General features: G+C 43.9%; 22 protein-coding genes. 7 read left to right on the top strand and 15 right to left on the bottom strand.

Features of this window, described 5'->3' with window-relative positions; translation table 11 throughout:
- Positions 1 to 57: 57 nt before the first annotated feature.
- Positions 58 to 705: a hypothetical protein gene (locus Q0890_RS05510; RefSeq protein WP_299218432.1), complete on the top strand. Its 648-nt coding sequence runs from the start codon at positions 58 to 60 to the stop codon at positions 703 to 705.
- 214 nt (positions 706 to 919) lie between these two features.
- Here the strand turns inward: Q0890_RS05510 and Q0890_RS05505 are convergent, their stop codons facing one another.
- The 11 genes from Q0890_RS05505 to Q0890_RS05455 form a co-directional block, all read right to left on the bottom strand.
- A complete protein-coding gene (locus Q0890_RS05505; RefSeq protein ID WP_299218430.1) occupies positions 920 to 1,474 on the bottom strand; it encodes a DinB family protein in 555 nt (184 codons plus the stop codon).
- Positions 1,475 to 1,558: 84 nt separating this feature from the next.
- Complete coding sequence (locus Q0890_RS05500; protein WP_299218428.1) at positions 1,559 to 1,747, bottom strand: hypothetical protein; 189 nt, start codon at positions 1,745 to 1,747, stop codon at positions 1,559 to 1,561.
- Positions 1,748 to 1,766: 19 nt separating this feature from the next.
- On the bottom strand, positions 1,767 to 2,510 hold the full coding sequence (locus Q0890_RS05495; protein WP_299218427.1) for a type 1 glutamine amidotransferase: 744 nt from the start codon (positions 2,508 to 2,510) through the stop codon (positions 1,767 to 1,769).
- Between the two features lie 96 nt (positions 2,511 to 2,606).
- Complete coding sequence (locus tag Q0890_RS05490) at positions 2,607 to 3,488, bottom strand: N-acetylmuramoyl-L-alanine amidase (protein ID WP_299218425.1); 882 nt, start codon at positions 3,486 to 3,488, stop codon at positions 2,607 to 2,609.
- 256 nt (positions 3,489 to 3,744) lie between these two features.
- Complete coding sequence (locus Q0890_RS05485; RefSeq protein WP_299218423.1) at positions 3,745 to 4,239, bottom strand: hypothetical protein; 495 nt, start codon at positions 4,237 to 4,239, stop codon at positions 3,745 to 3,747.
- A 359-nt stretch (positions 4,240 to 4,598) separates the two neighbouring features.
- A complete protein-coding gene (locus Q0890_RS05480; RefSeq protein ID WP_299218422.1) occupies positions 4,599 to 5,963 on the bottom strand; it encodes an APC family permease in 1,365 nt (454 codons plus the stop codon).
- A 218-nt stretch (positions 5,964 to 6,181) separates the two neighbouring features.
- On the bottom strand, positions 6,182 to 6,937 hold the full coding sequence (locus tag Q0890_RS05475; protein ID WP_299218420.1) for an MOSC domain-containing protein: 756 nt from the start codon (positions 6,935 to 6,937) through the stop codon (positions 6,182 to 6,184).
- 214 nt (positions 6,938 to 7,151) lie between these two features.
- Positions 7,152 to 7,553 (bottom strand): ribosome silencing factor, encoded by a 402-nt coding sequence (rsfS, locus tag Q0890_RS05470; RefSeq protein WP_299218418.1) that lies wholly within the window; start codon positions 7,551 to 7,553, stop codon positions 7,152 to 7,154.
- 131 nt (positions 7,554 to 7,684) lie between these two features.
- Positions 7,685 to 8,530 (bottom strand): nicotinate-nicotinamide nucleotide adenylyltransferase, encoded by an 846-nt coding sequence (locus Q0890_RS05465; protein WP_299218416.1) that lies wholly within the window; start codon positions 8,528 to 8,530, stop codon positions 7,685 to 7,687.
- A gap of 132 nt (positions 8,531 to 8,662) precedes the next feature.
- Complete coding sequence (gene pta / locus Q0890_RS05460) at positions 8,663 to 10,807, bottom strand: phosphate acetyltransferase (protein WP_299218414.1); 2,145 nt, start codon at positions 10,805 to 10,807, stop codon at positions 8,663 to 8,665.
- A gap of 94 nt (positions 10,808 to 10,901) precedes the next feature.
- A complete protein-coding gene (locus tag Q0890_RS05455) occupies positions 10,902 to 12,134 on the bottom strand; it encodes an acetate/propionate family kinase (protein ID WP_299218412.1) in 1,233 nt (410 codons plus the stop codon).
- 459 nt (positions 12,135 to 12,593) lie between these two features.
- On the opposite strand from Q0890_RS05455, the gene Q0890_RS05450 reads away from it, so the two are divergent.
- The 4 genes from Q0890_RS05450 to Q0890_RS05435 all read left to right on the top strand — a co-directional run bounded on the left by Q0890_RS05450 (position 12,594) and on the right by Q0890_RS05435 (position 16,476).
- Positions 12,594 to 12,908: a lipoprotein gene (locus tag Q0890_RS05450; protein ID WP_299218410.1), complete on the top strand. Its 315-nt coding sequence runs from the start codon at positions 12,594 to 12,596 to the stop codon at positions 12,906 to 12,908.
- Positions 12,909 to 12,948: 40 nt separating this feature from the next.
- The gene (gene lysA, locus Q0890_RS05445) at positions 12,949 to 14,304 is read left to right on the top strand and encodes a diaminopimelate decarboxylase (RefSeq protein ID WP_299218408.1); all 1,356 of its coding nucleotides are present in this window, start codon (positions 12,949 to 12,951) and stop codon (positions 14,302 to 14,304) included.
- Between the two features lie 251 nt (positions 14,305 to 14,555).
- Positions 14,556 to 15,452 carry a diaminopimelate epimerase gene (dapF, locus tag Q0890_RS05440; protein ID WP_299186185.1) on the top strand — a complete coding sequence of 299 codons (897 nt, stop codon included), beginning with the start codon at positions 14,556 to 14,558 and terminating at the stop codon, positions 15,450 to 15,452.
- A 37-nt stretch (positions 15,453 to 15,489) separates the two neighbouring features.
- On the top strand, positions 15,490 to 16,476 hold the full coding sequence (locus Q0890_RS05435) for a tyrosine recombinase XerC (protein WP_299218406.1): 987 nt from the start codon (positions 15,490 to 15,492) through the stop codon (positions 16,474 to 16,476).
- A gap of 61 nt (positions 16,477 to 16,537) precedes the next feature.
- Here the strand turns inward: Q0890_RS05435 and Q0890_RS05430 are convergent, their stop codons facing one another.
- Positions 16,538 to 17,428 (bottom strand): carbon-nitrogen hydrolase family protein, encoded by an 891-nt coding sequence (locus Q0890_RS05430; RefSeq protein ID WP_299218405.1) that lies wholly within the window; start codon positions 17,426 to 17,428, stop codon positions 16,538 to 16,540.
- 302 nt (positions 17,429 to 17,730) lie between these two features.
- Here Q0890_RS05430 and rpoN point away from each other — a divergent pair, with 302 nt between their 5' ends.
- Both rpoN and raiA read left to right on the top strand, forming a co-directional pair.
- Positions 17,731 to 19,431 carry an RNA polymerase factor sigma-54 gene (gene rpoN, locus Q0890_RS05425; protein WP_299218403.1) on the top strand — a complete coding sequence of 567 codons (1,701 nt, stop codon included), beginning with the start codon at positions 17,731 to 17,733 and terminating at the stop codon, positions 19,429 to 19,431.
- A 408-nt stretch (positions 19,432 to 19,839) separates the two neighbouring features.
- Complete coding sequence (raiA, locus tag Q0890_RS05420) at positions 19,840 to 20,220, top strand: ribosome-associated translation inhibitor RaiA (protein ID WP_299218401.1); 381 nt, start codon at positions 19,840 to 19,842, stop codon at positions 20,218 to 20,220.
- Positions 20,221 to 20,390: 170 nt separating this feature from the next.
- On the opposite strand, the gene thiS is transcribed toward raiA, so the two are convergent.
- The 3 genes from thiS to rpoH all read right to left on the bottom strand — a co-directional run bounded on the left by thiS (position 20,391) and on the right by rpoH (position 22,002).
- Positions 20,391 to 20,591 (bottom strand): sulfur carrier protein ThiS, encoded by a 201-nt coding sequence (gene thiS, locus Q0890_RS05415; protein WP_058367968.1) that lies wholly within the window; start codon positions 20,589 to 20,591, stop codon positions 20,391 to 20,393.
- A gap of 77 nt (positions 20,592 to 20,668) precedes the next feature.
- The gene (locus Q0890_RS05410; protein ID WP_299218399.1) at positions 20,669 to 21,034 is read right to left on the bottom strand and encodes a DUF423 domain-containing protein; all 366 of its coding nucleotides are present in this window, start codon (positions 21,032 to 21,034) and stop codon (positions 20,669 to 20,671) included.
- 104 nt (positions 21,035 to 21,138) lie between these two features.
- Positions 21,139 to 22,002 carry an RNA polymerase sigma factor RpoH gene (gene rpoH / locus Q0890_RS05405; protein ID WP_197409062.1) on the bottom strand — a complete coding sequence of 288 codons (864 nt, stop codon included), beginning with the start codon at positions 22,000 to 22,002 and terminating at the stop codon, positions 21,139 to 21,141.
- Between the last annotated feature and the right edge of the window lie 132 nt (positions 22,003 to 22,134).

Raw genomic sequence — 22,134 nt, 5'->3', positions numbered from 1 at the left:
TTTTACAGGATAATTAATGGAAAGAAAAGTAACTTTAAAACCTTATTTTTGGCAGTAATGGTTGTATCGATAACAGCTTGTAATGATAGTGATATAGAGCAAGGAAGCATTCCTGTAAAAGGAAACGTTACGCAAGTTAAAGCTCGTGAATACAATATCTTAGAAGATACTGTTAAAAGTAATATTAAGCGTACCGTAGAAGTTGAATTACCTGAACGTTTAGACGAAGTAGAGCTAAAAAGACTAGCAGAACATATTAAAGGTCTTTCAAATAAAGACTTAGAACGAACCTTTATAGGTTATAGAATTGCTGGCAATGATCCAAAACAAGCTTATTGGGCAACAACGCACTATAACCCAAATCTTGAAGTTAATATCATGGGTGAGAGCGCCACTAGTTATGAGAGTATGAAAGGGAAAGACTTACCAGAAGGTGATGTTATAGGTAGTTGGATGGTCGAACATGATCTTGAATACAGAGTGACAGCATATAACAAAGATGAACAAACCTATCTACAGAACGCATATGGTGACGGCACTTCATCAGATGATTTGTATGTCCTTTCGGAGACAGATAGAGGTACTAAACTTGAAGAAGAGGATAGTGGGTTTGGAGAATATTTTATTATTAATTCAGAAGGAGAATTAGAGTTTTGGAGTGATAATGGTAATTACTATACAGCCAAAAAATCTAATTTAAGGTGATGTTTCTAAACTATTTAAAAATATCCTCTCTTACTACTTAACACAGTAGGAAAAGGGTATTGTTTAATGTCAGTCTGTAGTTGCAGACGTTTGGGAACGACTGTAATAATCAAATATCTTTAGAACGTAGATTGGGTGGAGCTGGCGACACCCAACGATTTTGGGCTAACAATTTGAACGAATAATGTATTGAGTCTAGTCCCTCGACACCGACCTAAAATTTATTATCATCGATATTTGGAATCAGCATCAGTAGGTCTGTCTCCCCTATATCAATATTCATCTGAGAGAGTAACGTAGTTACTTGCCCGCGATGATGAGTTTGGTGATTAAAAAGATGTTGTAGCAACATAGAAAAAGATTTATGGAGATTGTCGTTATTAGTGTTTCGATAACTCAAATTCTTTGAATAATCGCTTTCATCTGACTCCTCAATGAATCGAATGATTATTTGATCTAGGGCATACCTATTTCTACTAAAGCCCTGTTTATCATCATACAAAATCTGAGTAAGTTTGGTAGGCAAGGGAAAGTGTTTTAAAGGTTTTAACGAGTTAAAGCCGCTAGGATAGCTAGGATGTTGATCAAAGCGATTGAGCCAAATTAAATCGCCTACCATCAGATGATTTAGCGTGCCTAATATAGAACCAAAAAATGCCTTTTTGTTTTCCCATAAAATATTGTCAGAAGTGATTGAAATACTGTCACATATTTTCTTATTCATTAGCGCGTTGTATGATGCCATGATTTCAAAGTTAGGTTTTATCATAGTATTTGCACCATAGATTGCTTTCAGGTTTGAGGTTTTTCTTATTGTAATAGTATTCCGAACTCTATGTAGCTAAGGTTCAAATCATTTTTTAACTTCTTTCTTCGCCTCAGCAATCAACTCATGAATCTTTGCACTCTCTTTTAGCACACAAGCCTCATAAGCAGAAAGCTGCTCAGCTTCTTGTTCTTTCTGCTTTTCCTGCTCTTGTTTGGCTTTTTCTTCTAAATATTTTTGAAGCTCGTCTTGTTCGTCATGTTGTGAGTGACTCATGGTTTATTCTCCTTATTATTCAGTTTGTAGCTATCCGATTTAGCATCGCAGATAGCATTGCGTTATTCGCTTCGATATATTTATCACCCAGCGCGATTATCTCAGCAGGTGATTGCACGGTTTTCGGATATTCTGTCAGCCCACTTTGAACGGCGTTATTGCCATTAACTATCATTTTAGCAAGGCTCTTTTTGGTCACTTCAAAATGACATTGCCACGCGAGTATCCAAGTGTCTGATTCTACGTGCAATGGTGTTTGATAAACAAAACCTTGATTCGCCCAAGCGTCCGTTTCCGCAATGATGCTCGCGCCTTTTGGACAGTCAAAGCCCTCACCGTGCCAGTGAAACACGGTAAAATCCTGTTTGGGTAAATCTTGTAATAGAAGATGCGCCTGACCTGCGGGCGTCAATCGCATCGGTAACCAACCGATCTCTTTTACCCCAGATGACTGGACGTTAGCGCCCAAACAATGGGCGATCAGCTGCGCCCCTAAGCAAATACCGATGACCGTTTTGCCTGCCTCAATCGTTTGTTTTATCAGGCGTTTCTCTTTGATGAGCCAAGGGTGTTTTTCCTCATCATGGACGCTCATCGGCCCACCCATGACAATCAGCCAATCAAAGCTATCGGGCGTGGGCAGAGCGTCATCATCGTAAGAACGATTGACATTGATAATATGACCGTGATTGTTTGCCCACTTCTTGATGAAGCTTAAGTCTTCATAATCAGTATGAAATAGCGCGTGAATACGTAGCGTCATAAGATACCTCATTAGCAAGCATAGATTAGTAAATATCAATTAAAGCATATCGTTTTAGCAAGGTTTAAAAATCAGGGTTTGTTCTATAACTCAATCTTAATAAAAGTCATCACGACCAGCATATTTCTTATTGAGTGCGCGTAGTATCGCATAAGTCTCCAAATCCATCTCACCCGTAGGCTGCTGCGGTCTGAAATGCAATTGAAACGCATAAACGACATCGCGGCTGGCTTTATCCCATTCATCGCTATCGTTGATTTGATAGCCGTAATCGCGAAAGGCTTGCTTAATCTCAGGTATCGTCGCTGCTGCAAACGCGTCTGGATGCATAAAAAACTGCTTATCAAATTCATCATACCAAGCGCCAATGCTGTACTCTTTATACAGTCGCTCCCAAGGGAACTTGGCACCGGGGTCGATTTTGCGTGACGGCGCTATATCAGAGTGACCAACGATGTTTTTTGGTGAGATGTCATAGCGCATGGCAATGTTTTGCACCAGCGTAGCGACCTTTTTAATCTGTAATTCATCAAATGCGACGTAATGCTCGTAAGGTCGATATTCTAGCTCGCTATTTCTAAGCGCGTCTCGATATTCGGGCTTGATGCCGCTATTGACGATTTCGATACCGATAGAAGTGTCATTCAGGATGGTGCGTCCAGCGAAGCCACTATCACCGGCATGCCATGCGCGCTCAGACTCTGGCACTAAGTTATAAATCTTATCATCGCCCTGATTTAAAATCAGATAGTGCGCGCTCACATTTCCAGTGGTTAAGGTTTTTATTGAGCGCTCATTATTTGAGACCGTATAGTGCAGAACGATGGTTTTGATACGCTCGCTCTTGCCAGTAGCTTGATAGGTTTCGCTATCGATAATATAGCGTGGTTCTGAGGTGGCGACGCAGCCAATGAGTGGCAATGTCATGAACAATGTTAATACTGATGCGAGTGTTAAAGAGGTGATGTTTTTTGCCATGAAATGCTCTGTATAAAAGGAGAGTCATAAGAGGGGTGGTACTAAGCCTACTATTGTTTCTGATTTTAGATAGGATATCAATGATATCAACGAGTCGTTACCGCAAATTCGAGACAACGAGTCAATATTAGCGCATCACAAGTATTATCGTAATGCACAGGTTGAATTGATTAGCCTACTTTGTTAGTGGAAAAATTGAGACAATTAAGACTTTTTGAATACAAAACAGCAGAGATGAGCGCTGGCAGCGGCATGTTTAACTAAATCGACGTGTTTCTGCACCCCACGCAAATACCAAAGCGTAAAGAACGTGACCGACGAGCGCGATCCAAGTCACTTCTGTAAAACCAAGGAACGGTGGCAACCCAGTAATGAGGTATGCGACGACATAGAGTGCAAATATCCAGAGCACGAAGCCATAAGCCACAGCTGTGAGCGTCCAATGAAGCGATGGCATGATAGCCTTCCACAGAGGACGTACGACGATAAACCAGCCTAACGGATAAATGATTAAGCCTGTGATGTAATGAATCAGCTCAGGCGTGCCCGTTGGCGCTGAGCCGAACAAAACCTCGATCATCGTGGTAGGTAGCTTAATGGTCGAAAGCTCAGCAAAACCGAGAATGGGGGACAGCGATGGACCCCAGAAATCAAAGATAACAGTGGCGAGTGCGCCCGCAAATAGTGCCGTTAAAATAAGAGAAGACTTGTTTGCTGATGAGTGTCTGGTTGAAGCGTTGTGATTGGTCATAGTATTTCATTCTTAAAGGCAAACCGATAATAGGTATAAAGGGATAAATGGTTTGCCGCCCTCAGCCTTTAATAAAGCAGCTGAGGGCAAGTAGAGGCGTAATTTTTCGCACTCAAATGGACGACAACACGAATACAACCTTTATTCCTAATGGAGTGCGGATGCGGTGGACAAACATCTATATATGCAAAATCTGCATAGACAGTGCTGAGGCAGGTTATAAGCCTGTTTGAGATAGGCATATAGTATTGAATTATACCTAGTGCTTACCGTTACTTTTTGGTTACGTTTTATACAGATTGATGCTGCAAACTTCTCTCTGATATATGGTTTCTAAAGTAAATCAATTACAACGGCTACTATTTATAACTCACACTAGCACTGGACATTGGAATGATCCTTTTATAGCCAATCGCACCTAAAATGATAAACACTGCCAATAATATATAAGCGTTCAATGATAATGCAGCAGGCGAGAAGGGCAGTAGCAGCAGCGATATAAAGATGAGGCTGACCAAGACTGCAAGATAATTTAATAAGCCTGCCTGATTTTTTCTGCGCTCGTTGATGAGATCTGCGGACGTCACATAAGCGAAGCCGACGGTAATCCCTAGAGACGCCATACTGACGATATCAAGTAGATAGTTTCTGCCAAGCCAAGGAGAGAACAGGCAAACCAAACATATTAATATGACGGTTTTTTTCTTACTAAAGTGATGGTTTTTATCGGTAAATATACTAGGCAGTAAAGACGAGTCGCCCATAGACTCTAACAGTTTGACTGACGATAATATAAAGCCATTGATGCCGCTCAATATCGAGCCAATCATGGCGATGGACAATAGCCAAATTCCTATACTGCCAATACGGTTGTCTATTCCCTCACCAGTCGCCCAATTGCTATCTTTAATCGCTTGGTAATCAAAGTTCATATTTAAAGCGGTAAAATAGTTGATCAAAGAATAAAATAAAATACCGGCGATAAGCGAGATTAAGATAATACTTCTGGTCTTGTTTTTCGAATCACTAATGGATTTGGAGATTTGCGGTGTGGTCTCAAAACCAACATACGCCCAAGGCATGACGGCAAGGATAGGTAACCACGCTAAGCTTGTAATGGAGCTGCTTTGCATATCTGTGGGCAAAAAAGGTTGCGCGGTGGGCGTCGTCCATAGTGAACCAAAAAATAGGGCAGTGACTGATACAATCATAAACAGCGCGATATATAGTTGAATCTTGGCGCCGACTTGTACGCCGCGCAAATTGATATAGCTAAATAAAATGATGGCAGCACTACATAAGAAGACTTCACTGGCGTAAACTTCCCAACCAGCAATCGTGTACAGATAGCCTAGCTGTAAGCTACTGGGCAGCAGATACCTTAATAATAAGGCAACGGCTGATATGTTGAGCGCCACGATAGAGATATAGCCTATCGCCACGCCCCAGCCATAGACATAGGCGTGTTTTCTATTGATGTATTTTTCGATCCAATAGATACCACCTGACTCGTGTTCTGGCGTTTGAGTCAATAAATTGATATAGGCTTGGGCGACCATATAGATGGCCAACGTACCAATGATAATGGCGACCGATGAGCCTAATAGCTGTGATTGCGGCAAAAATAAGTCGCCTGGCATCACATAAGCACCCCATCCTATAATTGCACCGACGCTAATCGCTATCGCTTGCAGGTAACTGATGCTCTCAGTTTTTTCGCTCATATAATCCTCTTTGAGAGCCAGATGCTGACTGCAACAGCTTACGTGTCGTAGAGACAAGGTTGCAGATAAAACACCTTTAACTTTTGTGGTAAATGGTTTTGAATAATGGTTGTCAGTATAAAAATCTGAATCATATGAAAAACTTAACCAAACATTGTCTTTGATTATTTTGATTAAGATCAAGGATGATAGTAAAGGTTTTTTTTTATTAAATCTTTTTAGTCCTTCCGAATCTTCTTAGCCAAAACGGTTTTCCAACTCTCCTCCAAGCATTCGATGGCTAACCAAGGTTCTATGATGTCTATTGCAAATTTTTCTTTTGAGTTCGACAGCTGCCACAACCTTGAGAGCGTCGCAAATGGATAAGGACGTTCGATTAAATAGACAGGTAAGTTAGCAGCAATCATACCGTCACGCACGACCTCAAAGTACCAACCAGCGATACCTTGTTTGCTCACCCAAGCGGCGATATTAGGCACTTTGGTAAATTGTCCGATTTGGTCATTAATCTTGTAGCACGGGCGGCGCGGCTGAACGATGCGTAGCTGTACGCTATCGTTAGTATCGATATCCCCGTACTGAAAAACGTCACCAATACAGACGGTAGCTTCATTCATCTCAGGCAAATCATCTAGCGCTTCGGTGGTTAGGTTTTCGCCCAGTGTGCCGATGCGTACCTTTAAGCCAAATTCTGCATTAATTTTGTCATAAGTCGCGGTTGGCAGTTGATGTACTGCTTTTAGCGGGCCGCCATGATGCCGACGATCGGCTTGCTCATCAGTAGTGAGACCCATAAAGTTGACAGCGACGGGAGCTTTGACCGGTGCTTTATCGATGGCGCTCATCTGCTCGCGTGCGAATGGCATGGCTTTGCCCGCTCGTACTTCAACCAAGGTTGCAATGCGTAAAGGTAGGGTTTGATTAAAGTCAGTTTTGTTGTGTTGGGTAGAAGATGCTATCGATTGTATGCTCATGAATTTTCCTAATCTATAAGGAGTTATTAGGCGAGTAGTATGTCATTATCGGTATCAGTGATGACGGTTATCTGAGTCTAGTCATGAGTCTGATTATACGGCTTAAGTACTATAAAGCTTGTTAATGCTTAAAAATTTAAACAAAAAAAGACCAGAATAGATGTCTGGTCTTTGTCTGAGCAGTAAACGGTAGTGAGCTGTCTAAATAGCAAGACTAATTGCGGCGACCTGCTTTCTTTTCACGCGGGGTTGCAACTAGCTCAGCTAGGCTCTCTGGTGAAGACCATAGACCTTCTAGGTCATAGAATTCGCGTGCAGCTGGCGTCATCATATGCACGACGACTGCACCCAAATCGATCAACGTCCAATCAGAGTCTGTACCGCCTTCACGGCCAAGAGGCATAAAGTCAGCTTGCTTCGCTTCAGCACCGACGCTATCTGCCATCGCACGTACATGGCGCTTAGAGGTGCCTTCAGCAATGACGATACGCTCCATGACATCCGTCAAATCTTCGACATTGATCACGGTAATGTTCTTGGCTTTCATATCTTCTAACGTGTTTTCAACGACAGTTAAGCACTCTTTTAAGCGTTTGTCGTTCATAGTATTAATCATAAATTTTAATCTCTTGAAACGTAAATATTAAAAATAAAATGGTAAGTCGTCAGTTTGCAGCTGCCAACTGGTCATATGTAGTCAGTTGTAAATAGAGGCAAGGTATGCAAAATGACAAAGATAAGATGATTTTAACGGAATTGCGCCGCAGAATATAGCCGATGGGCGATAATATATTGATAAACAGTAGGATTTATTAGCTGAGTCAAAGTATTTGGTGCAGTATCTGCCTTAGCCGCGCTTACTTTTAACTGCTTGCGAATCTCAGTACTCGATATAGCCCTGACTTGGTGCTGATCAATATAAATGCGTCCTTGGTCAGTGTTTTTCAAGGATGCGCGGTTGTGTACCGAGTCATTGAACGGCTGCACTAAGTCTTGCACGGTTTTGGTGGTTTGGGCTTGTAGCTGCTTAGGAAGTTCGCTATACAGAGCATCGATATTTTGCGAAGATAACGAGCATGGGTCATTGTCTATATGAGCGACTACTCTTGGTGTTGATAAATCGGAGCTATCTGTACGGTTAAAAATCCAAAGATTTACATAATCGGTGAGCCGAAGCCCGTCTTTCCATTTATCCAAACTACGCGCGCTGTCCATACCCATAATAAATATTAGACTGTCGTATGGGTGGCGCTCACGTAGCGCTCGTACGCTATCGATCGTATATACAGGCGGCGTCTGCCACAGCTCAAGCTCGCAAATTTGTAGCGGTGTGTTGGTTGTCACAAGCTTTAACATCGCCAGACGATGCTTAGGATTGGTGCTCTCGTCTTTAAAGGGCGAGCGCGCATTGGGTAGCAATGACACATGCAGTTGGCGCTGTTGTCGCTCAGCGATGGGTAATAAAACCTGATGGACATGCATGGCCATTTGCAAATGACCTTTATGCACAGGGTCAAACGAGCCACCAAGATAAGCGCGGATAGCGGGAGGCGGTGTTAAGTTATCGTCTTTATGAAGGTTGGAATCTGACATACGTAGATAAGATATAATAAAAACAGGTTGGCCTCATTGTAGAGGACGAGGGCGCTACTGTCATTAATAACCACAAAAGAGCCGACTATCATATAGATAGTCGGCTCTAGGTTTCTCGCAGATAATAGGTGCTTAAATCAAATCACTATAAGCCTGAATAGCAGTCAAAGCGATGGTATAAACGATATCATCAACCAGTGCGCCGCGCGATAGATCGTTTACAGGTTTATTCAAGCCTTGTAGCATCGGGCCGACACTGATGACATTGGCGCTACGCTGCACCGCTTTATAAGTGGTGTTACCCGTGTTTAGATCAGGGAAAATAAACACATTGGCTTGGCCAGCAACCTTAGAGTCCGGCGCTTTTTGTTTGCCCACACTCATGACCGAGGCGGCGTCATATTGTAATGGACCGTCAACTGCCAGCTCTGGTGCGCGCTCGCGAACGATCTCTGTGGCGCGTGTGACTTTTTCAACGTCAGCACCAGTACCTGAAGCACCTGTTGAATAGCTGATCATAGCCACTTTTGGCTCAATGCCAAACGCAGCAGCAGATTGCGCTGATTGAATAGCAATTTCAGCCAACTCTTCAGCCGTTGGGTCTGGGTTAATAGCGCAGTCACCATATACGACCACTTGCTCAGGCAGTAGCATAAAAAAGACTGACGATACTAACGAGTACTGCGGTGCGGTCTTAATCAGCTGAAATGCAGGACGTACAGTATTGGCTGTGGTATGAATCGCCCCTGACACCAAACCATCGACCTCATCCATTTGTAGCATGATGGTGCCTAGATAAACCGTATCTTGCAGATATTCAGCGGCCATCTCTTCTGTTGTTTTACCTTTACGGCGCTCAACGACTGCCGCGATATATTTATTCATATCGAGCGTATCAGGGTCGATGATCTCAAGCCCTTCTGGCAAGATTAAATCGCGGTTTTTGGCGACTTGCTCGACATCTTCGCGCTTAGCGAGCAGCACACAGTCAGCGATACCGCGGCTTTGACAGATACAAGCAGCTTCTACCGTGCGTGGTTCAGAGCCTTCTGGCAATACCACACGCTTTTTGGCGTTTTGTGCTTTTACGACGACTTGATGACGAAAAGCTGCTGGCGATAAACGCGGTTTGTGATCGCCACTGAACTGCTCTTTAATCCAGCTTAAGTCTAAATGCGCGGCCACATAACGAGTAACGTCTAGCGCGCGCTCGGTATCATCACTTGGAATCTCAGCACTCATGTGCATAAGGTTTTGTACGGTTTCATAGCTATCAGTCTCGACACTCATGACTGGAATGCCCGTTTTGATAGCAGATTGCCATAGCTCAGCGACAGTCTCATTTGGCATCACGCCGCCTGTTAATACTAGGCCTGCCAATGGAACGCCATTAATACAAGCTAAGGCTGCGGCCAATAATAAATCATCACGGTCGCCTGGTACGACAATCAAAGTACCACGATTAAAGACCTCATCGATACGTGCAATCGAGCGAGCCGTTAAACTGATATGATTGATTCGGCGCGTTTTAGCTTCGCCGACGTTTAACCAAGTGGCATCAAGCTCGGCAGCGATATCCCAAGTACGTGGGACGGATAACGAATCACTAAAAGGTACGACACCGATTAAGCGAAATTGCTCAGTATCAAAGTGCGGTGACAAACGCTGCACTTCTTGAATGAAGCTTTTATCAAGCTCAAAGACAGCTTCACCAGGCGCAACTGGCTGATTCTCAAAGGTATTGGGTACATCGACGCGCATCAAGATGCAGCCTAAGGTACGCTCGCTTGCGATACCGCCAAACTCACGCGCATGCATATCGAGCTTATCAGCAAGATGAGCGGGGTTCTGGGTATCAGCCGTACTGACAAAAATAATTTTGGCATCAAGTGCATGAGCGATAGCGCGGTTGATTTGCGCAGCATAAGAAGCTTCAGTCGTCGAAACCAAGCCCTCGCAGATGATCACATCTTGATCACCTTCAATGGTGTGATAATTGATGACCACTTCTTCCATCAAGTCATCAAGGTTGCCATCCCCAATCATGCGCTCGACGCGCTGACGATTGATGGACTTGGGCGGCGTGAGACCAAACGCGTGCATGGTCAATGCGCTTGAGCTGTCCAAGCTGTTTTGTTTGTCGAGCGTATCATCTTGCAAAAACGGCTTCATAAAGCCTGCTTTGATACCGTTATAATCTAATGCGCGAATCAGGCCTAATGCCGCTGACGTCACACCGATACCGCGACTGATAGGAACAAGTAATATGGTTTGCATAGCATATCCTACTGTTTATTTATTATATCCTTGAGGAATTTTATATCGAGGAAGTCATAAAAAGGTCTTACTTCTCATTAAAGCAAACGTCTTTTTAAGCGATTCCTAGCGCTTGGCGGGTCTCTTGCGCAATACGGCACTCTTCATCGGTTGGCACAACCCATAGCTCAATACTGCTATCGTCGCTGTGGAAGCTGCCTTCGCTACCGCCGACTAGGCTGGCATTTTTGTCCGCATCAAACTTAATACCGAAATGACGCATGACATCTAAGATGCGCGCACGAGTCGTCTTTGAATTCTCTCCAATACCACCAGTGAAGACGATACCGGTAAAGTCAGGGAGCGCACAGCTTAGGCTGGCAAGATATTTGCCAACGCGATAACAGAACATCTCGATGGCGAGCTGTGCATCTTTATGACCTTCATTGGCCGCTTCTTCGATGGTACGCAGATCATTAGATAAACCTGAGATACCGAGCAGACCGCTTTCGTTGTTGAGCATCTTGTCGATCTCTTCTAAGCTCAATCCAAGCTGACGTTTTAGATGCATATGTAAGCTTGGATCGACATCCCCGCTACGCGTACCCATCATCAGACCCTCAAGCGGTGTGAGTCCCATACTGGTATCTAAGCTCTTGCCATCATAGACGGCGGTCGCCGAGCAACCATTGCCTAAGTGCGCGGTTAACCAACCATGAGGGCCTTTGGCATCTGTGATTTGGCTTGCTCGTTCTGAGACGTAGGCGTGCGAAGTACCGTGAAAGCCATAACGGCGAATCTTATGATCTGCATACAGTGATTTTGGCAGCGGATAAAGAAAAGCAACTGGCGGCATGGTCTGATGAAAAGCAGTATCAAAGACGACGACTTGTGGAATTTCAGGATAGATAGCTTGCACAGCTTCGATGCCAAGCGCATTGGCAGGATTATGTAGCGGCGCTAATACTTTTAGGCGTTTTACTTCTGATAGCACATGCTCGTTTACGCGAACGGCCTCTGAGTACTCGCGGCCGCCATGAACCACGCGATGACCGACTGCGACAAAATGGTACTGCTCGAGTAGCTCGAGGATTTTTTGCAAGGCCAGCTCATGTCGTCCACCTGCAATAGCAATTTCTAGTTTTCTACCATCTAAAGTATTGTGTTTAATGCGGGCAGTATCGAGACCTAGATTTTCAGCGAGACCAGTAATACGGGTTGACTCATCTTCGCTGATTAAAGCGTATTTGATAGAGGATGAACCACAATTAAGTACCAAAGTTGGATTGGTCAGGGTTGCTGTCGTCTCTTGATCACTGAGAGTGGGATTAACGGCGCTGTCGCTCATGCTCTATCCTTAGAATGTGTTTTATAAGAGGAGGTTGCTATACCTCGTCAACTATAAGGTTAAAGTTTGGCGCTCGTCAAGGCATCATAACAACTGTTCACCGAACATGGCTCTCCATCCGCAGTGGCTATAGCAAGCGTTATAAAGGCAAGTTTGCTTATTATCAAAATTGTAAGGAAGTTTGTCCGTCCGATTCTAAACATCTTTTTTGATAATTTCACAAACCTTTAAGACAAGGTATACCTACATGACATAAGTTAAAAGTAGGCAAATAGAGAGAATCGCTATAAGACTGATTTTTAGAGTAATGTGGTCAAAAAACCAGTAAAATTATCCGTTAATAAAACTCAAGGCAAGCATAGCTTTAGTGAATAATGCTATGATTGGCTCGTACTAAATTTCAACGCCCTTTTATAATACTTCTTATAGCGTCTCCACTGTTGCAAGGTTATCTGTCATATGTTTACTATACGCCGCTCTTTAGATACTAGAGGCACCCAAAATTTATCTGCCAACTCTGGTCGTTATGCTATCTGGACATTGACGATTGGCAGTGCCGTTATGCTCGGACTGTCGGGTTGCGGACAAAAAGGGGCACTTTACTTAGCAGAGCCTAGCAGTCAGACGGTTGCTGCCTCAGATCAACTAGATAGTACCAGTCATCCCCAAGATGCTGCTTTTGCTACTATTGATGATGACAACTATGACAAGAGCCGCTATTTAGAGCAACAGCAGACACTGCCTAGCGCCAGTGACGATCCTAACGACTATTAACTTTAATAATTGATAACCTGATTAGATTTGAGAACCCGATATGAGTGAGACTAAATTGCAAGCTGACGGTGTAACCATCCATACTGAGCAAGGAATGTATGTCGATCCGGCCGCCTTAACCAACCATTTACCCGAACTGCACTATAACCAAGGTGAGCTATGGATGGAGCAGGTAAGTATTCATGAGTTGGCAGAGTGCTACGATACACCATGCTATGTATATTCGCAGCAGGCAATACTCGATGTGTATCAGGCTTATAGCGACAGCTTTGCGGCGATTGACCATCAGATTTGCTATGCAGTAAAAGCAAACTCAAACCTTGCGGTGTTGGGTGTGCTTGCGACAGCAGGTGCAGGGTTCGATATTGTCTCGCGCGGTGAGCTTATGCGCGTATTGGCAGCAGGCGGGCAAGCCGATAAAGTCGTGTTTTCAGGTGTGGGCAAAACCAAAAGCGATATCGAATACGCGCTAACTCAAGGTATTGGCTGCTTTAACGTCGAGTCTATTAGTGAATTGACATTAATTAATGAGGTAGCAACGCAGCTTGATAAACGGGCACCGATATCGCTACGGGTCAATCCCGATGTCGATGCCAAGACCCATCCATATATTTCAACCGGTCTAAAAGACAATAAGTTTGGTATTGCCCATGAAGAGGCCGTCGCTGTCTATGAAAAGGCAGCTGCTTTATCGCATATCGATATTGTTGGGATTGACTGTCATATTGGCTCACAATTAACGGAAGTCGAACCCTTTATTGCTGCGTTGGATAAAGTCATTGAGTTGGTTCATAGCTTGCGTGAAAAAGGTATTGAGCTGCGTCATATTGATTTAGGCGGCGGGCTCGGCGTGCGTTATATTGATGAGTCGCCCGTTTCTATTCATGACTTTGCGCAAGCACTCTTACCGAAACTGACTGAGCTTGGCTTACCAGTGTTTTTTGAGCCAGGTCGCAGCATGGTCGCCAATGCCGGTATTTTGCTGACCCGTGTCGATGTACTAAAACCAACAGCGCACAAAAACTTTGCCATTGTTGATGCTGCGATGAATGACTTGATACGTCCAGCGCTTTATCAAGCAGAAATGGCAGTGATTCCTATGACATTACCCAGTGAAGGTATCGATACAGATGACACTCAGCCGTGGGACATCGTCGGGGCGATTTGTGAGACTGGGGATTTCTTAGCAAAAGATCGTCTATTATCACTTGCAACAGGCGACGTTTTAGCCATTACTGGTGCAGGGGCGTATGGCTTTACCATGAGCAGCAACTATAATTCACGCCCGCGCGCAAGTGAAGTCATGGTTGCAGGAAGTCATCATCAGCTAATTCGCAAACGTGAAACTACTGAAGCTCTATATGCAGATGAGATACTTTGGCAAAATGCAAAGTAGAGTGCATTACAGATAGAGTAACTGCCACTCTTAGTAGCTGCCAATCTTACCGCTGTAATAATGACCCATTGTTATCATGACAATGGGTTTTTTATGGCGCTGATTATGGTCGCTATGGGTTTCATTGTGATAATTGCAGTTATTTATTGTTTTAATGGATTCCTGCAGTCTCCAACGCGCTGATAGTTATCATTGTGACAGACAGCATGCTAATATAACAGACACATAAAAATAGAATAGGACAAAGGGATATGCTAATAGAATTTACCAAAATGCATGGTCTGGGCAATGATTTTATGGTCATTGATTTGGTAACTCAGCGCTTGGATTTGACCAAAGAATTGGTGCAATTATTAGGAGATCGGCATTTGGGTATTGGCTTTGATCAATTGCTCGTCGTCGAGCCACCGATGCGCCCGGATGTTGATTTTAGTTATCGTATTTTTAATACCGATGGCACAGAGGTTGAGCAGTGCGGTAATGGTGCCCGCTGTTTTGCCCGTTTTGTGCAAGCGCGTAAATTGTCATTTAAACAGCGCTTACGTGTTGAGACCGCAGGCGGTATTATTGCTTTGACCACTGATCGCTATGGCTGGGTTGAGGTGGACATGGGCAAGCCTAAGTTTGAGCCAGATGAAATTCCGTTTACGCCCCGAGCGACAACCAAGATTCAAAACGCCTATCATTTAGACGTCAATGGTACGCCTGTGCAGCTCTATGTTGCCAATATGGGCAACCCGCATGCTGTCATCAAAGTCGACGATGTGCTTGATGCTGAAGTCGAAACGTTGGGCAAAGCCATTGAGTCACATCCAGCATTCCCAGAGCATGTGAATGTAGGTTTTATGCAGATCATGAATCAGCGTCATATCCGTCTGCGTGTCTATGAGCGCGGCGTCGGTGAGACCCAAGCGTGCGGCACAGGTGCTTGTGCGGCAGTAGCCATTGGTGTACGTGAAGGCTGGCTTGATGAAGGCGAAGAAATACGGGCGCAGCTATATGGCGGTAGTATGATTATCCAGTGGCAACCAGGCTATTCAGTGATGATGACAGGCCCAACTGCCTTTGTTTATGAAGGTGTGTTTAGCCCAGATGGTTTAATGGCGCAAGCAGGAATCAAACCCAACCCAGTCAACTCATCAAACTGAGTCAACTACTTGGTATTTGAGGCATCAAGGACAACGTATGTCTATTAAAGATGACTATATCTATATGCCTGCTGAATCTGTAGAAATAGATAAGACGCTACGTGAGCTATTGTCACCAGTGCATCGTTGGCTAAACACTTTGGCTGTGCGCAATCACTCCGTGCATACTTTAAAGTCTTATTTTGCTGGACTAAATCAGCTCGCGTTGTTTTTACGTGGTAAGCAGCTGAGCTGGACGCGCTGTGATAAACGCACACTTGCGCAGCATATCAGTCAACGCTTGGATGAAGATAAACTGGCGCTGGCAAGTGTCCAACAAGAGCTGTCAGCTATTCGGCATTTTTATGGCTGGATGATTGAGGAGGGGTTGGCACGTATCAATCCCACCACTGGCTATCAGCTAAAACGCAGCGCTAGACCATTGCCTTCTATTGCTGATGTGGATTTACTGACCCAATTGCTCGATCAAGAGATACCTGATACACCCGAGCAAGCCCGCTTATGGCTACGTGACAAAGCAATGTTTGAGCTACTATATAGTAGTGGTTTGCGGGTAGGTGAGCTGGTAGCACTTGATATCAGTGATGTAGATTTGTCTGATTTGCGGGTGCGGGTCACAGGTAAGGGTAATAAGACCCGTCTATTACCGTTAGGCGAGAAGGCTGCCGCTGCCATCAATCGCTATTTACCGCATCGTAACTTATGGGTAGAGCAGCAAGACAATGCTTTGTTTATCAGTGAAAAGCTCGGCACCCGATTATCCACGCGGGCCGTGCAGCAGCGTCTAAAAGTAGCAGCAACGCGAGCTGGTATTGCACAAAACCTATATCCCCATCTACTGCGCCATTGCTTTGCCTCCCACATGCTCTCAGGTAGTGGCGACCTGCGTGCTGTCCAAGAGATGCTAGGCCATAGTGATATCAGTACCACGCAGATCTATACTCATGTTGATTTTGCCAAGCTGACCCAAGTCTATGACCGTGCCCATCCGCGCGCTACGCATACGCAAAACGAGAAAGACTAGAGCCACATAAAGCCAAACCATACAATGAGATGACACGCGCTGTGCTTAGAGATGTCTTGGATTATGCTAAGCGATGACACTGAAAAATAGGCATTTTTTGTCGTCCCTGTTCTTGAGCAGGTTTGTCTAAGTCTGCGAATACCAATGCATAGTTTTTGTCTTGGGTTTGATTATCTAGATGGCTGTTATCATAACAGTCTTTGACAGTACCATTAAAATCAGTAATAGCGGTATGTCCCCATGTTTGACGAATGTTACCATTTTTGTACGCGTGATCACCGCCTTGCGCCGCCCCAATCACCATACATTGACTGTCTAAAGCACGAGCCTGCAAGAGCAGCGACCAGTGCGCTTGTCCTGTCAAATAAGTAAAAGCAGAGGGCGCGCTCAACAAATCGGCTCCAGCTTGACGTAGACGCTGAGCTAGGGCTGGGAAGCGCAAATCAAAACATACCATCATTCCAAGTTGATAGACTGAGTCGTTTGCTTCAACTGGCGCCACTACTGTCTGCATGCCAGGCTCAAACGTGGCCGCTTCGTTGTAGCTGCCTTGTTTGTCAGCCACAGTTGCAGTAAATAGATGAATCTTGTCATAGCGTGCGACCTGCGTCCCATCAGGACCAAACAGCTGGCTGACTTGGCGTAGACGTCCATCAGGTACGACGACACCATCCGGGCGATAAGAACACGGTAGCGATCCTACCAATAAATAAACGCGGTTGGTACGTGCATAGTCCGCTAGCGTAGCTGAGAGAGACTCAAAACGCTCAGCAGTCGCAAACTGCCGTCCCATACTACAGCAGTTCTCAGGCAGCACTATGAGCTGCGCTCCTTGAGCACAAGCTTCCTCAATAGCAGATTTGATAGTCGCTAGGTTTGCATCAACGTCTTGTTGGCTATTCATTTGTACCGCAGCGACCGTAAGCTTATGATTAGGCAAATTGTTATCCATGTATTTATTCTCAGTTATCGTTTTAAGATATAAATTATCATAGCAAAATTAGGACAAATAATGCTATCGTCATTGTTCAGTGCAGTTGTACTGCTTATCGCTATCAGCTTGTAAAATGATCTAATATGCCTAATCTTATTTAAGCCACGATACTAAATACTGGTAATTGTTTTACCTGCTATTTTTATTTTTGCAAATGGTATAAGCTAATAAAGATACGTACACTTAAAACGTAAGCCGTTGTCCATAAGCTGCAAATACATATGATCAAAGTAATAATATTGGAGTGTAATACATAATCTATGAGTATGTCGTTTGGATTGGCGACCACGCTATCTACCTCCCAAAAGCTAACCCCACAAATGCAGCAAGCCATCAAATTGTTGCAGCTCTCTAGCCTTGAGCTTGCACAAGAGGTTCAAGCGAAGCTAGATAGCAATCCATTACTTGAGCGCATTGAAGAAGATGAGTACGAGTATGAAGACAGTGGCGATACGGCAGCAGATGCATTAGATGACTCTTTGACGCTTGAGATGTGGAATGATAATAGCGAAATAAGTCTATCGTCTGACGCATCGGATGGTAATGATGATACTTTTGATTATGGCACTACTGATTATGCTACTGATTACGATGACACTTTTAGCGACAGCTTAGACAAACTGCAACAAGCAAACATTGATGGCAGTGCTATGGACAACACTGATGCAGACAATACGTACTCAAGCAGCGAGTATCAGAGCACGGATAGCGATGAAAGTTACGGTAACTATGATATTGGAAGCTTTAGTGGGAGTAGCGCCGCAGCGAGCACAGATTACGACGAGCTTGATGATTATCAAGGCAGTACCAGCGCCAGTATCCAAGACTATGTACGCTGGCAGCTGAATTTTAAACATCTTTCAGACGCAGATACTCTAATAGCAGAGTATCTAGTAGATTCGATGGATGACATGGGCTTTGTACAATTGGATATTGACGAGCTGTTCAAAAGTTTCGATACAATGGCAAGCTTTTATCAATGGGATGAGCAGATTGAGCGTGACGAGATAGAAGTGGTACTGCGTATTATTCAATCTTGTGACCCGCTCGGCGTAGGCGCGCGCAATTTAAGTGAGTGCCTTGCGATTCAATTAAACAAGCTTGATCCTAATACGGAACATTTAGCGCATGCTCAGGCGCTGCTATCTGCTAGTGATTATTTGGTCAGTAACAATATTAAAGCGCTGACTGAGACCACAGGCTTATTACCTGCGCATATTACCCCTGCTATTAACTTATTGCGTACCTTGAACCCTGCACCAGGACTGTCCTTTCAAAACACGCAGCCTGACTACGCTCAGCCTCCTGCCAGCTACGATATCCCTGATGTGTTGGTGACTCCGATACGTCAACCGTCCAATAGCGAAGCAAAAGAGGGCGGCTGGCATGTACGTCTAAATCCAGCGACATTACCGAAACTGAGGGTCAATCAAGAGTACGCAAGTTTGGTGAAACGCGGTGATGACAGTCCTGACAATCAATATTTACGTGAAAACCTCACAGACGCTCGGCTATTCATTCGTAGTATCGAGGAGCGTAATCAAAACTTGTTAAAGGTCGCCACTAGTATCGTACGCCGTCAAGATGAGTTTTTGCAACATGGAGCTACAGCGATGCAGCCGCTGATTCTAAAAGATGTGGCAGAAGAAGTAGAGCTGCATGAATCCACTGTCTCGCGCTTGACCACTAGCAAAACAATTTTAACCCCTCAAGGGCTATTTTCTCTCAAGCACTTTTTTTCATCCCATGTTAGTAGTAATGATGGAGACATCTCATCTACTGCTATCAGTGCCATGATCAAGCAGCTTATTAAAGATGAAAATCCCAAAAAGCCCTTATCCGATAGCCGTATTCAAACTCAGCTACTTACTGATGGTATAGATATCGCACGACGTACAGTAGCCAAGTATCGAGAAGCGATGAATATCAGCTCTTCTACGCAGCGCAAACAAAAGTATTAAGAACTGCTCATCTCGTAAAGTGTTTTAATTATAAAGATTGGGTGATACTAGATAGAAGGTTTAGCGCTTTATTGGCGGCTGATATCTACTAGAAAGATTGTTTTATATAACAGTCTCAATAAAAAAGAAAAATTCCTGATTATATATAATTGTGAAAAGAACAAAAGACTTGATTACATTTAATTACAATATAGCGTATTGCTACTAACCAGCTTTCATGACAAATTAGAAGCATATCAATAATAAATTTACAGCAGTTACTCTATATTATAAATAAGTGGTTGTTAGAGGATTTACCACAGAATGAATATATGATGACTCTACTACTGTTATTGATAAGGCAAGGTGGTACAGGCCGGTGTGCCAAACCATCTGTTGACTATGAGTAATAAATATAAGGATCAGCATATGAACGTTTCTATCAGTGGTCACCATATCAGCGTAACCGATGCAATGAACACAGCTGTACGTGAGAAACTTGAAAAAGTAGAGCGTCACTTTGACCAGATTCAAAGTATTCAAGTGATACTATCGCTAGATAATAGCGGTGCAAACGACGGCGGCAAAAAGAGCCATAAAGCCGAAGCGATCATGCGAGTCTCAGGTCAAGAAATGTTCGTCCAAGCGTGTGAAGATGATATGTATAAAGCCATTAATGAGATGGCAGACAAGCTTGATAGACAAGTACGCAAGTATAAAACTCGTCAAGAACGCAAAAAAGTCCGCGGTGCAGGACGTGATGGTCGCTATGAAGAGGTATCAGGAGTTGAAGTTGCTCCAGCGACTTAATGTATCATGAGATAGTTAATAAGAAAATCAAGAAATAAAGTCACAATAAATACAATAAAAAACCAAGACAAAAGGAACAGATAAAACATATAAAAAGACCTTAACATATGATGTGTTAAGGTCTTTTTATATGTTTTTTTATGGTACGAAAAGCAGAGACACTATCCTATCTATCCACCACCGACTGCTTGTACGACTTCTATATTCATACCTTCAACAATACGTAGCTGTGCAAGCTCGCTTTTGGGGACAAGCTCACCATCGACTTCGACCGCATAGCGACCGCTACTCAGTCCCAGCTCATTGACAACCAATTGCACAGTTTGATGCGTGGTCTGTAAGGTTCTTCCATTAACATGAATAGTACTCATAATATTTGCTCCCTCAAAACAATGATTTAATTCAATAGCTATTCGATGGGTTATATTAGGATCATAACGGTTTATCGTTATTTACTCACTTTAAATACAGTAATGGCGAGCCATAGCCATCCTGCTATCAATAAGATACCACCCACAGGCGTAATAGCGCCAAACCAACGCGGGGCACCTAGAGTCATCGCAAATAAGCTACCAGCGAATATGATAATACCAATCTGTAGCAGCCAAGCGCTGACATAAGTCGCATAGCCTAGACGAATCAAGAGTCCGATAACCAATAATCCAAGTGCATGAATAAACAGATACAGCGTTGCCGTATGCCACCAATCAAGCTGCTGAGCATTCACCATGCTTTTGATAGCATGTGCTCCAAACGCGCCTAGACTAACAGCGATAGCGAGATTTATCGCTGCAACACTTATCCAATTCACCATGCGACCACACTTATTATAAGTAATACGTTTAGACTATTAAAATTATATCTGACTATTGATTGAATATTATTTTATGAGCTCAATCTTTATATCAGACAATATGGTTATTGAATGTCATCAGGCAAAATAACGCTTTCAATAGTCATCGCATCACGAATTTTATCCATGGCATTTTTTTCAATCTGACGTACCCGTTCCGCTGAGATAGAGTAGACGGCAGCCAGCTCATGCAGGGTAGACTTTTGCTCTGTCAGCCAACGCTGCTCGACGATATCGCGCGAGCGGTCATCTAAGGTATCCATCGCTGCAATCAATGCTGATGAGTTACTCTCTTCCCAATCAGACTCCTCTATCATCTCAGCAGGATCAATACCATCTTCTAAAAACAACTGCGGCGCATAGCGTCCATCATCATCGTCACTTGATTGGGTCTCAAACGAGGCGTCGTAAGACGTTAGACGTGACTCCATCTCTAGCACTTGCTTGCGTGTGACATTCAAGTCTTTTGCGATAGCATCCGCTTCTTCTAGCGTCAGCTGATTATTGGTCTTTTTTAGACTACGTAAATTAAAGAATAATTTACGATGGGCCTTTGTGGTGGCAACTTTAACGATACGCCAGTTACGAATTACAAATTCATGGATTTCAGCTTTGATCCAATGCACTGCAAAGGATACCAAACGTACGCCTTTATTAGGATCAAAACGTTTGACCGCTTTCATCAATCCCAAATTGCCTTCTTGAATCAAATCGGCCTGCGGTAGACCGTACCCTGAGTAACTGCGTGCAATATGAATAACAAAACGCAAATGTGACATGACCAATAAGCGTGCAGCTTCGACATCGCCTTCATCATAGTAGCGATGAGCAAGCTCTTGTTCTTGTGTCGGTGTCAAGATAGGGATCTGATGGACAGTATTGATATACGCACCCAAGTTCACCCCTGGTGCAGACAAATGGGTTGGCATGGCAGGTACTAAGTCACGCGTACTGGTGTCTTCTAGTGCACTAGCATCGTAAGGCGGGCGCTGCGCTGCCGCATTCAGCGCCGCTTCACGTGCAGCATTTTTTTCAGTACCAGCACTGTCTTGCGTCTTTTT

It is taken from the genome of uncultured Psychrobacter sp., assembly GCF_947488565.1.
Taxonomy (GTDB): Bacteria; Pseudomonadota; Gammaproteobacteria; order Pseudomonadales; family Moraxellaceae; genus Psychrobacter; species Psychrobacter saeujeotis.
Note: the sequence above shows the minus strand (reverse complement) of the source record. Positions and strands in the feature narration are given on the sequence as shown.

What these genes read in the sequence shown, in the direction of transcription:
- Q0890_RS05500 (WP_299218428.1), bottom strand. Translation starts at nt 1,747, where the DNA reads ATGAGTCACTCACAACATGACGAACAAGACGAGCTTCAAAAATATTTA.
- Q0890_RS05455 (WP_299218412.1), bottom strand. Translation starts at nt 12,134, where the DNA reads ATGAGCGACAGCGCCGTTAATCCCACTCTCAGTGATCAAGAGACGACA.
- rsfS (WP_299218418.1), bottom strand. Translation starts at nt 7,553, where the DNA reads ATGATTAATACTATGAACGACAAACGCTTAAAAGAGTGCTTAACTGTC.
- Q0890_RS05495 (WP_299218427.1), bottom strand. Translation starts at nt 2,510, where the DNA reads ATGACGCTACGTATTCACGCGCTATTTCATACTGATTATGAAGACTTA.
- Q0890_RS05450 (WP_299218410.1), top strand. Translation starts at nt 12,594, where the DNA reads ATGTTTACTATACGCCGCTCTTTAGATACTAGAGGCACCCAAAATTTA.
- thiS (WP_058367968.1), bottom strand. Translation starts at nt 20,591, where the DNA reads ATGAGTACTATTCATGTTAATGGAAGAACCTTACAGACCACGCATCAA.
- Q0890_RS05430 (WP_299218405.1), bottom strand. Translation starts at nt 17,428, where the DNA reads ATGGATAACAATTTGCCTAATCATAAGCTTACGGTCGCTGCGGTACAA.
- dapF (WP_299186185.1), top strand. Translation starts at nt 14,556, where the DNA reads ATGCTAATAGAATTTACCAAAATGCATGGTCTGGGCAATGATTTTATG.
- Q0890_RS05505 (WP_299218430.1), bottom strand. Translation starts at nt 1,474, where the DNA reads ATGATAAAACCTAACTTTGAAATCATGGCATCATACAACGCGCTAATG.
- lysA (WP_299218408.1), top strand. Translation starts at nt 12,949, where the DNA reads ATGAGTGAGACTAAATTGCAAGCTGACGGTGTAACCATCCATACTGAG.
- Q0890_RS05465 (WP_299218416.1), bottom strand. Translation starts at nt 8,530, where the DNA reads ATGTCAGATTCCAACCTTCATAAAGACGATAACTTAACACCGCCTCCC.
- Q0890_RS05510 (WP_299218432.1), top strand. Translation starts at nt 58, where the DNA reads ATGGTTGTATCGATAACAGCTTGTAATGATAGTGATATAGAGCAAGGA.
- pta (WP_299218414.1), bottom strand. Translation starts at nt 10,807, where the DNA reads ATGCAAACCATATTACTTGTTCCTATCAGTCGCGGTATCGGTGTGACG.
- rpoN (WP_299218403.1), top strand. Translation starts at nt 17,731, where the DNA reads ATGAGTATGTCGTTTGGATTGGCGACCACGCTATCTACCTCCCAAAAG.
- Q0890_RS05490 (WP_299218425.1), bottom strand. Translation starts at nt 3,488, where the DNA reads ATGGCAAAAAACATCACCTCTTTAACACTCGCATCAGTATTAACATTG.
- Q0890_RS05485 (WP_299218423.1), bottom strand. Translation starts at nt 4,239, where the DNA reads ATGACCAATCACAACGCTTCAACCAGACACTCATCAGCAAACAAGTCT.
- raiA (WP_299218401.1), top strand. Translation starts at nt 19,840, where the DNA reads ATGAACGTTTCTATCAGTGGTCACCATATCAGCGTAACCGATGCAATG.
- Q0890_RS05475 (WP_299218420.1), bottom strand. Translation starts at nt 6,937, where the DNA reads ATGAGCATACAATCGATAGCATCTTCTACCCAACACAACAAAACTGAC.
- Q0890_RS05480 (WP_299218422.1), bottom strand. Translation starts at nt 5,963, where the DNA reads ATGAGCGAAAAAACTGAGAGCATCAGTTACCTGCAAGCGATAGCGATT.
- Q0890_RS05435 (WP_299218406.1), top strand. Translation starts at nt 15,490, where the DNA reads ATGTCTATTAAAGATGACTATATCTATATGCCTGCTGAATCTGTAGAA.
- Q0890_RS05410 (WP_299218399.1), bottom strand. Translation starts at nt 21,034, where the DNA reads ATGGTGAATTGGATAAGTGTTGCAGCGATAAATCTCGCTATCGCTGTT.
- rpoH (WP_197409062.1), bottom strand. Translation starts at nt 22,002, where the DNA reads ATGCCAACCCATTTGTCTGCACCAGGGGTGAACTTGGGTGCGTATATC.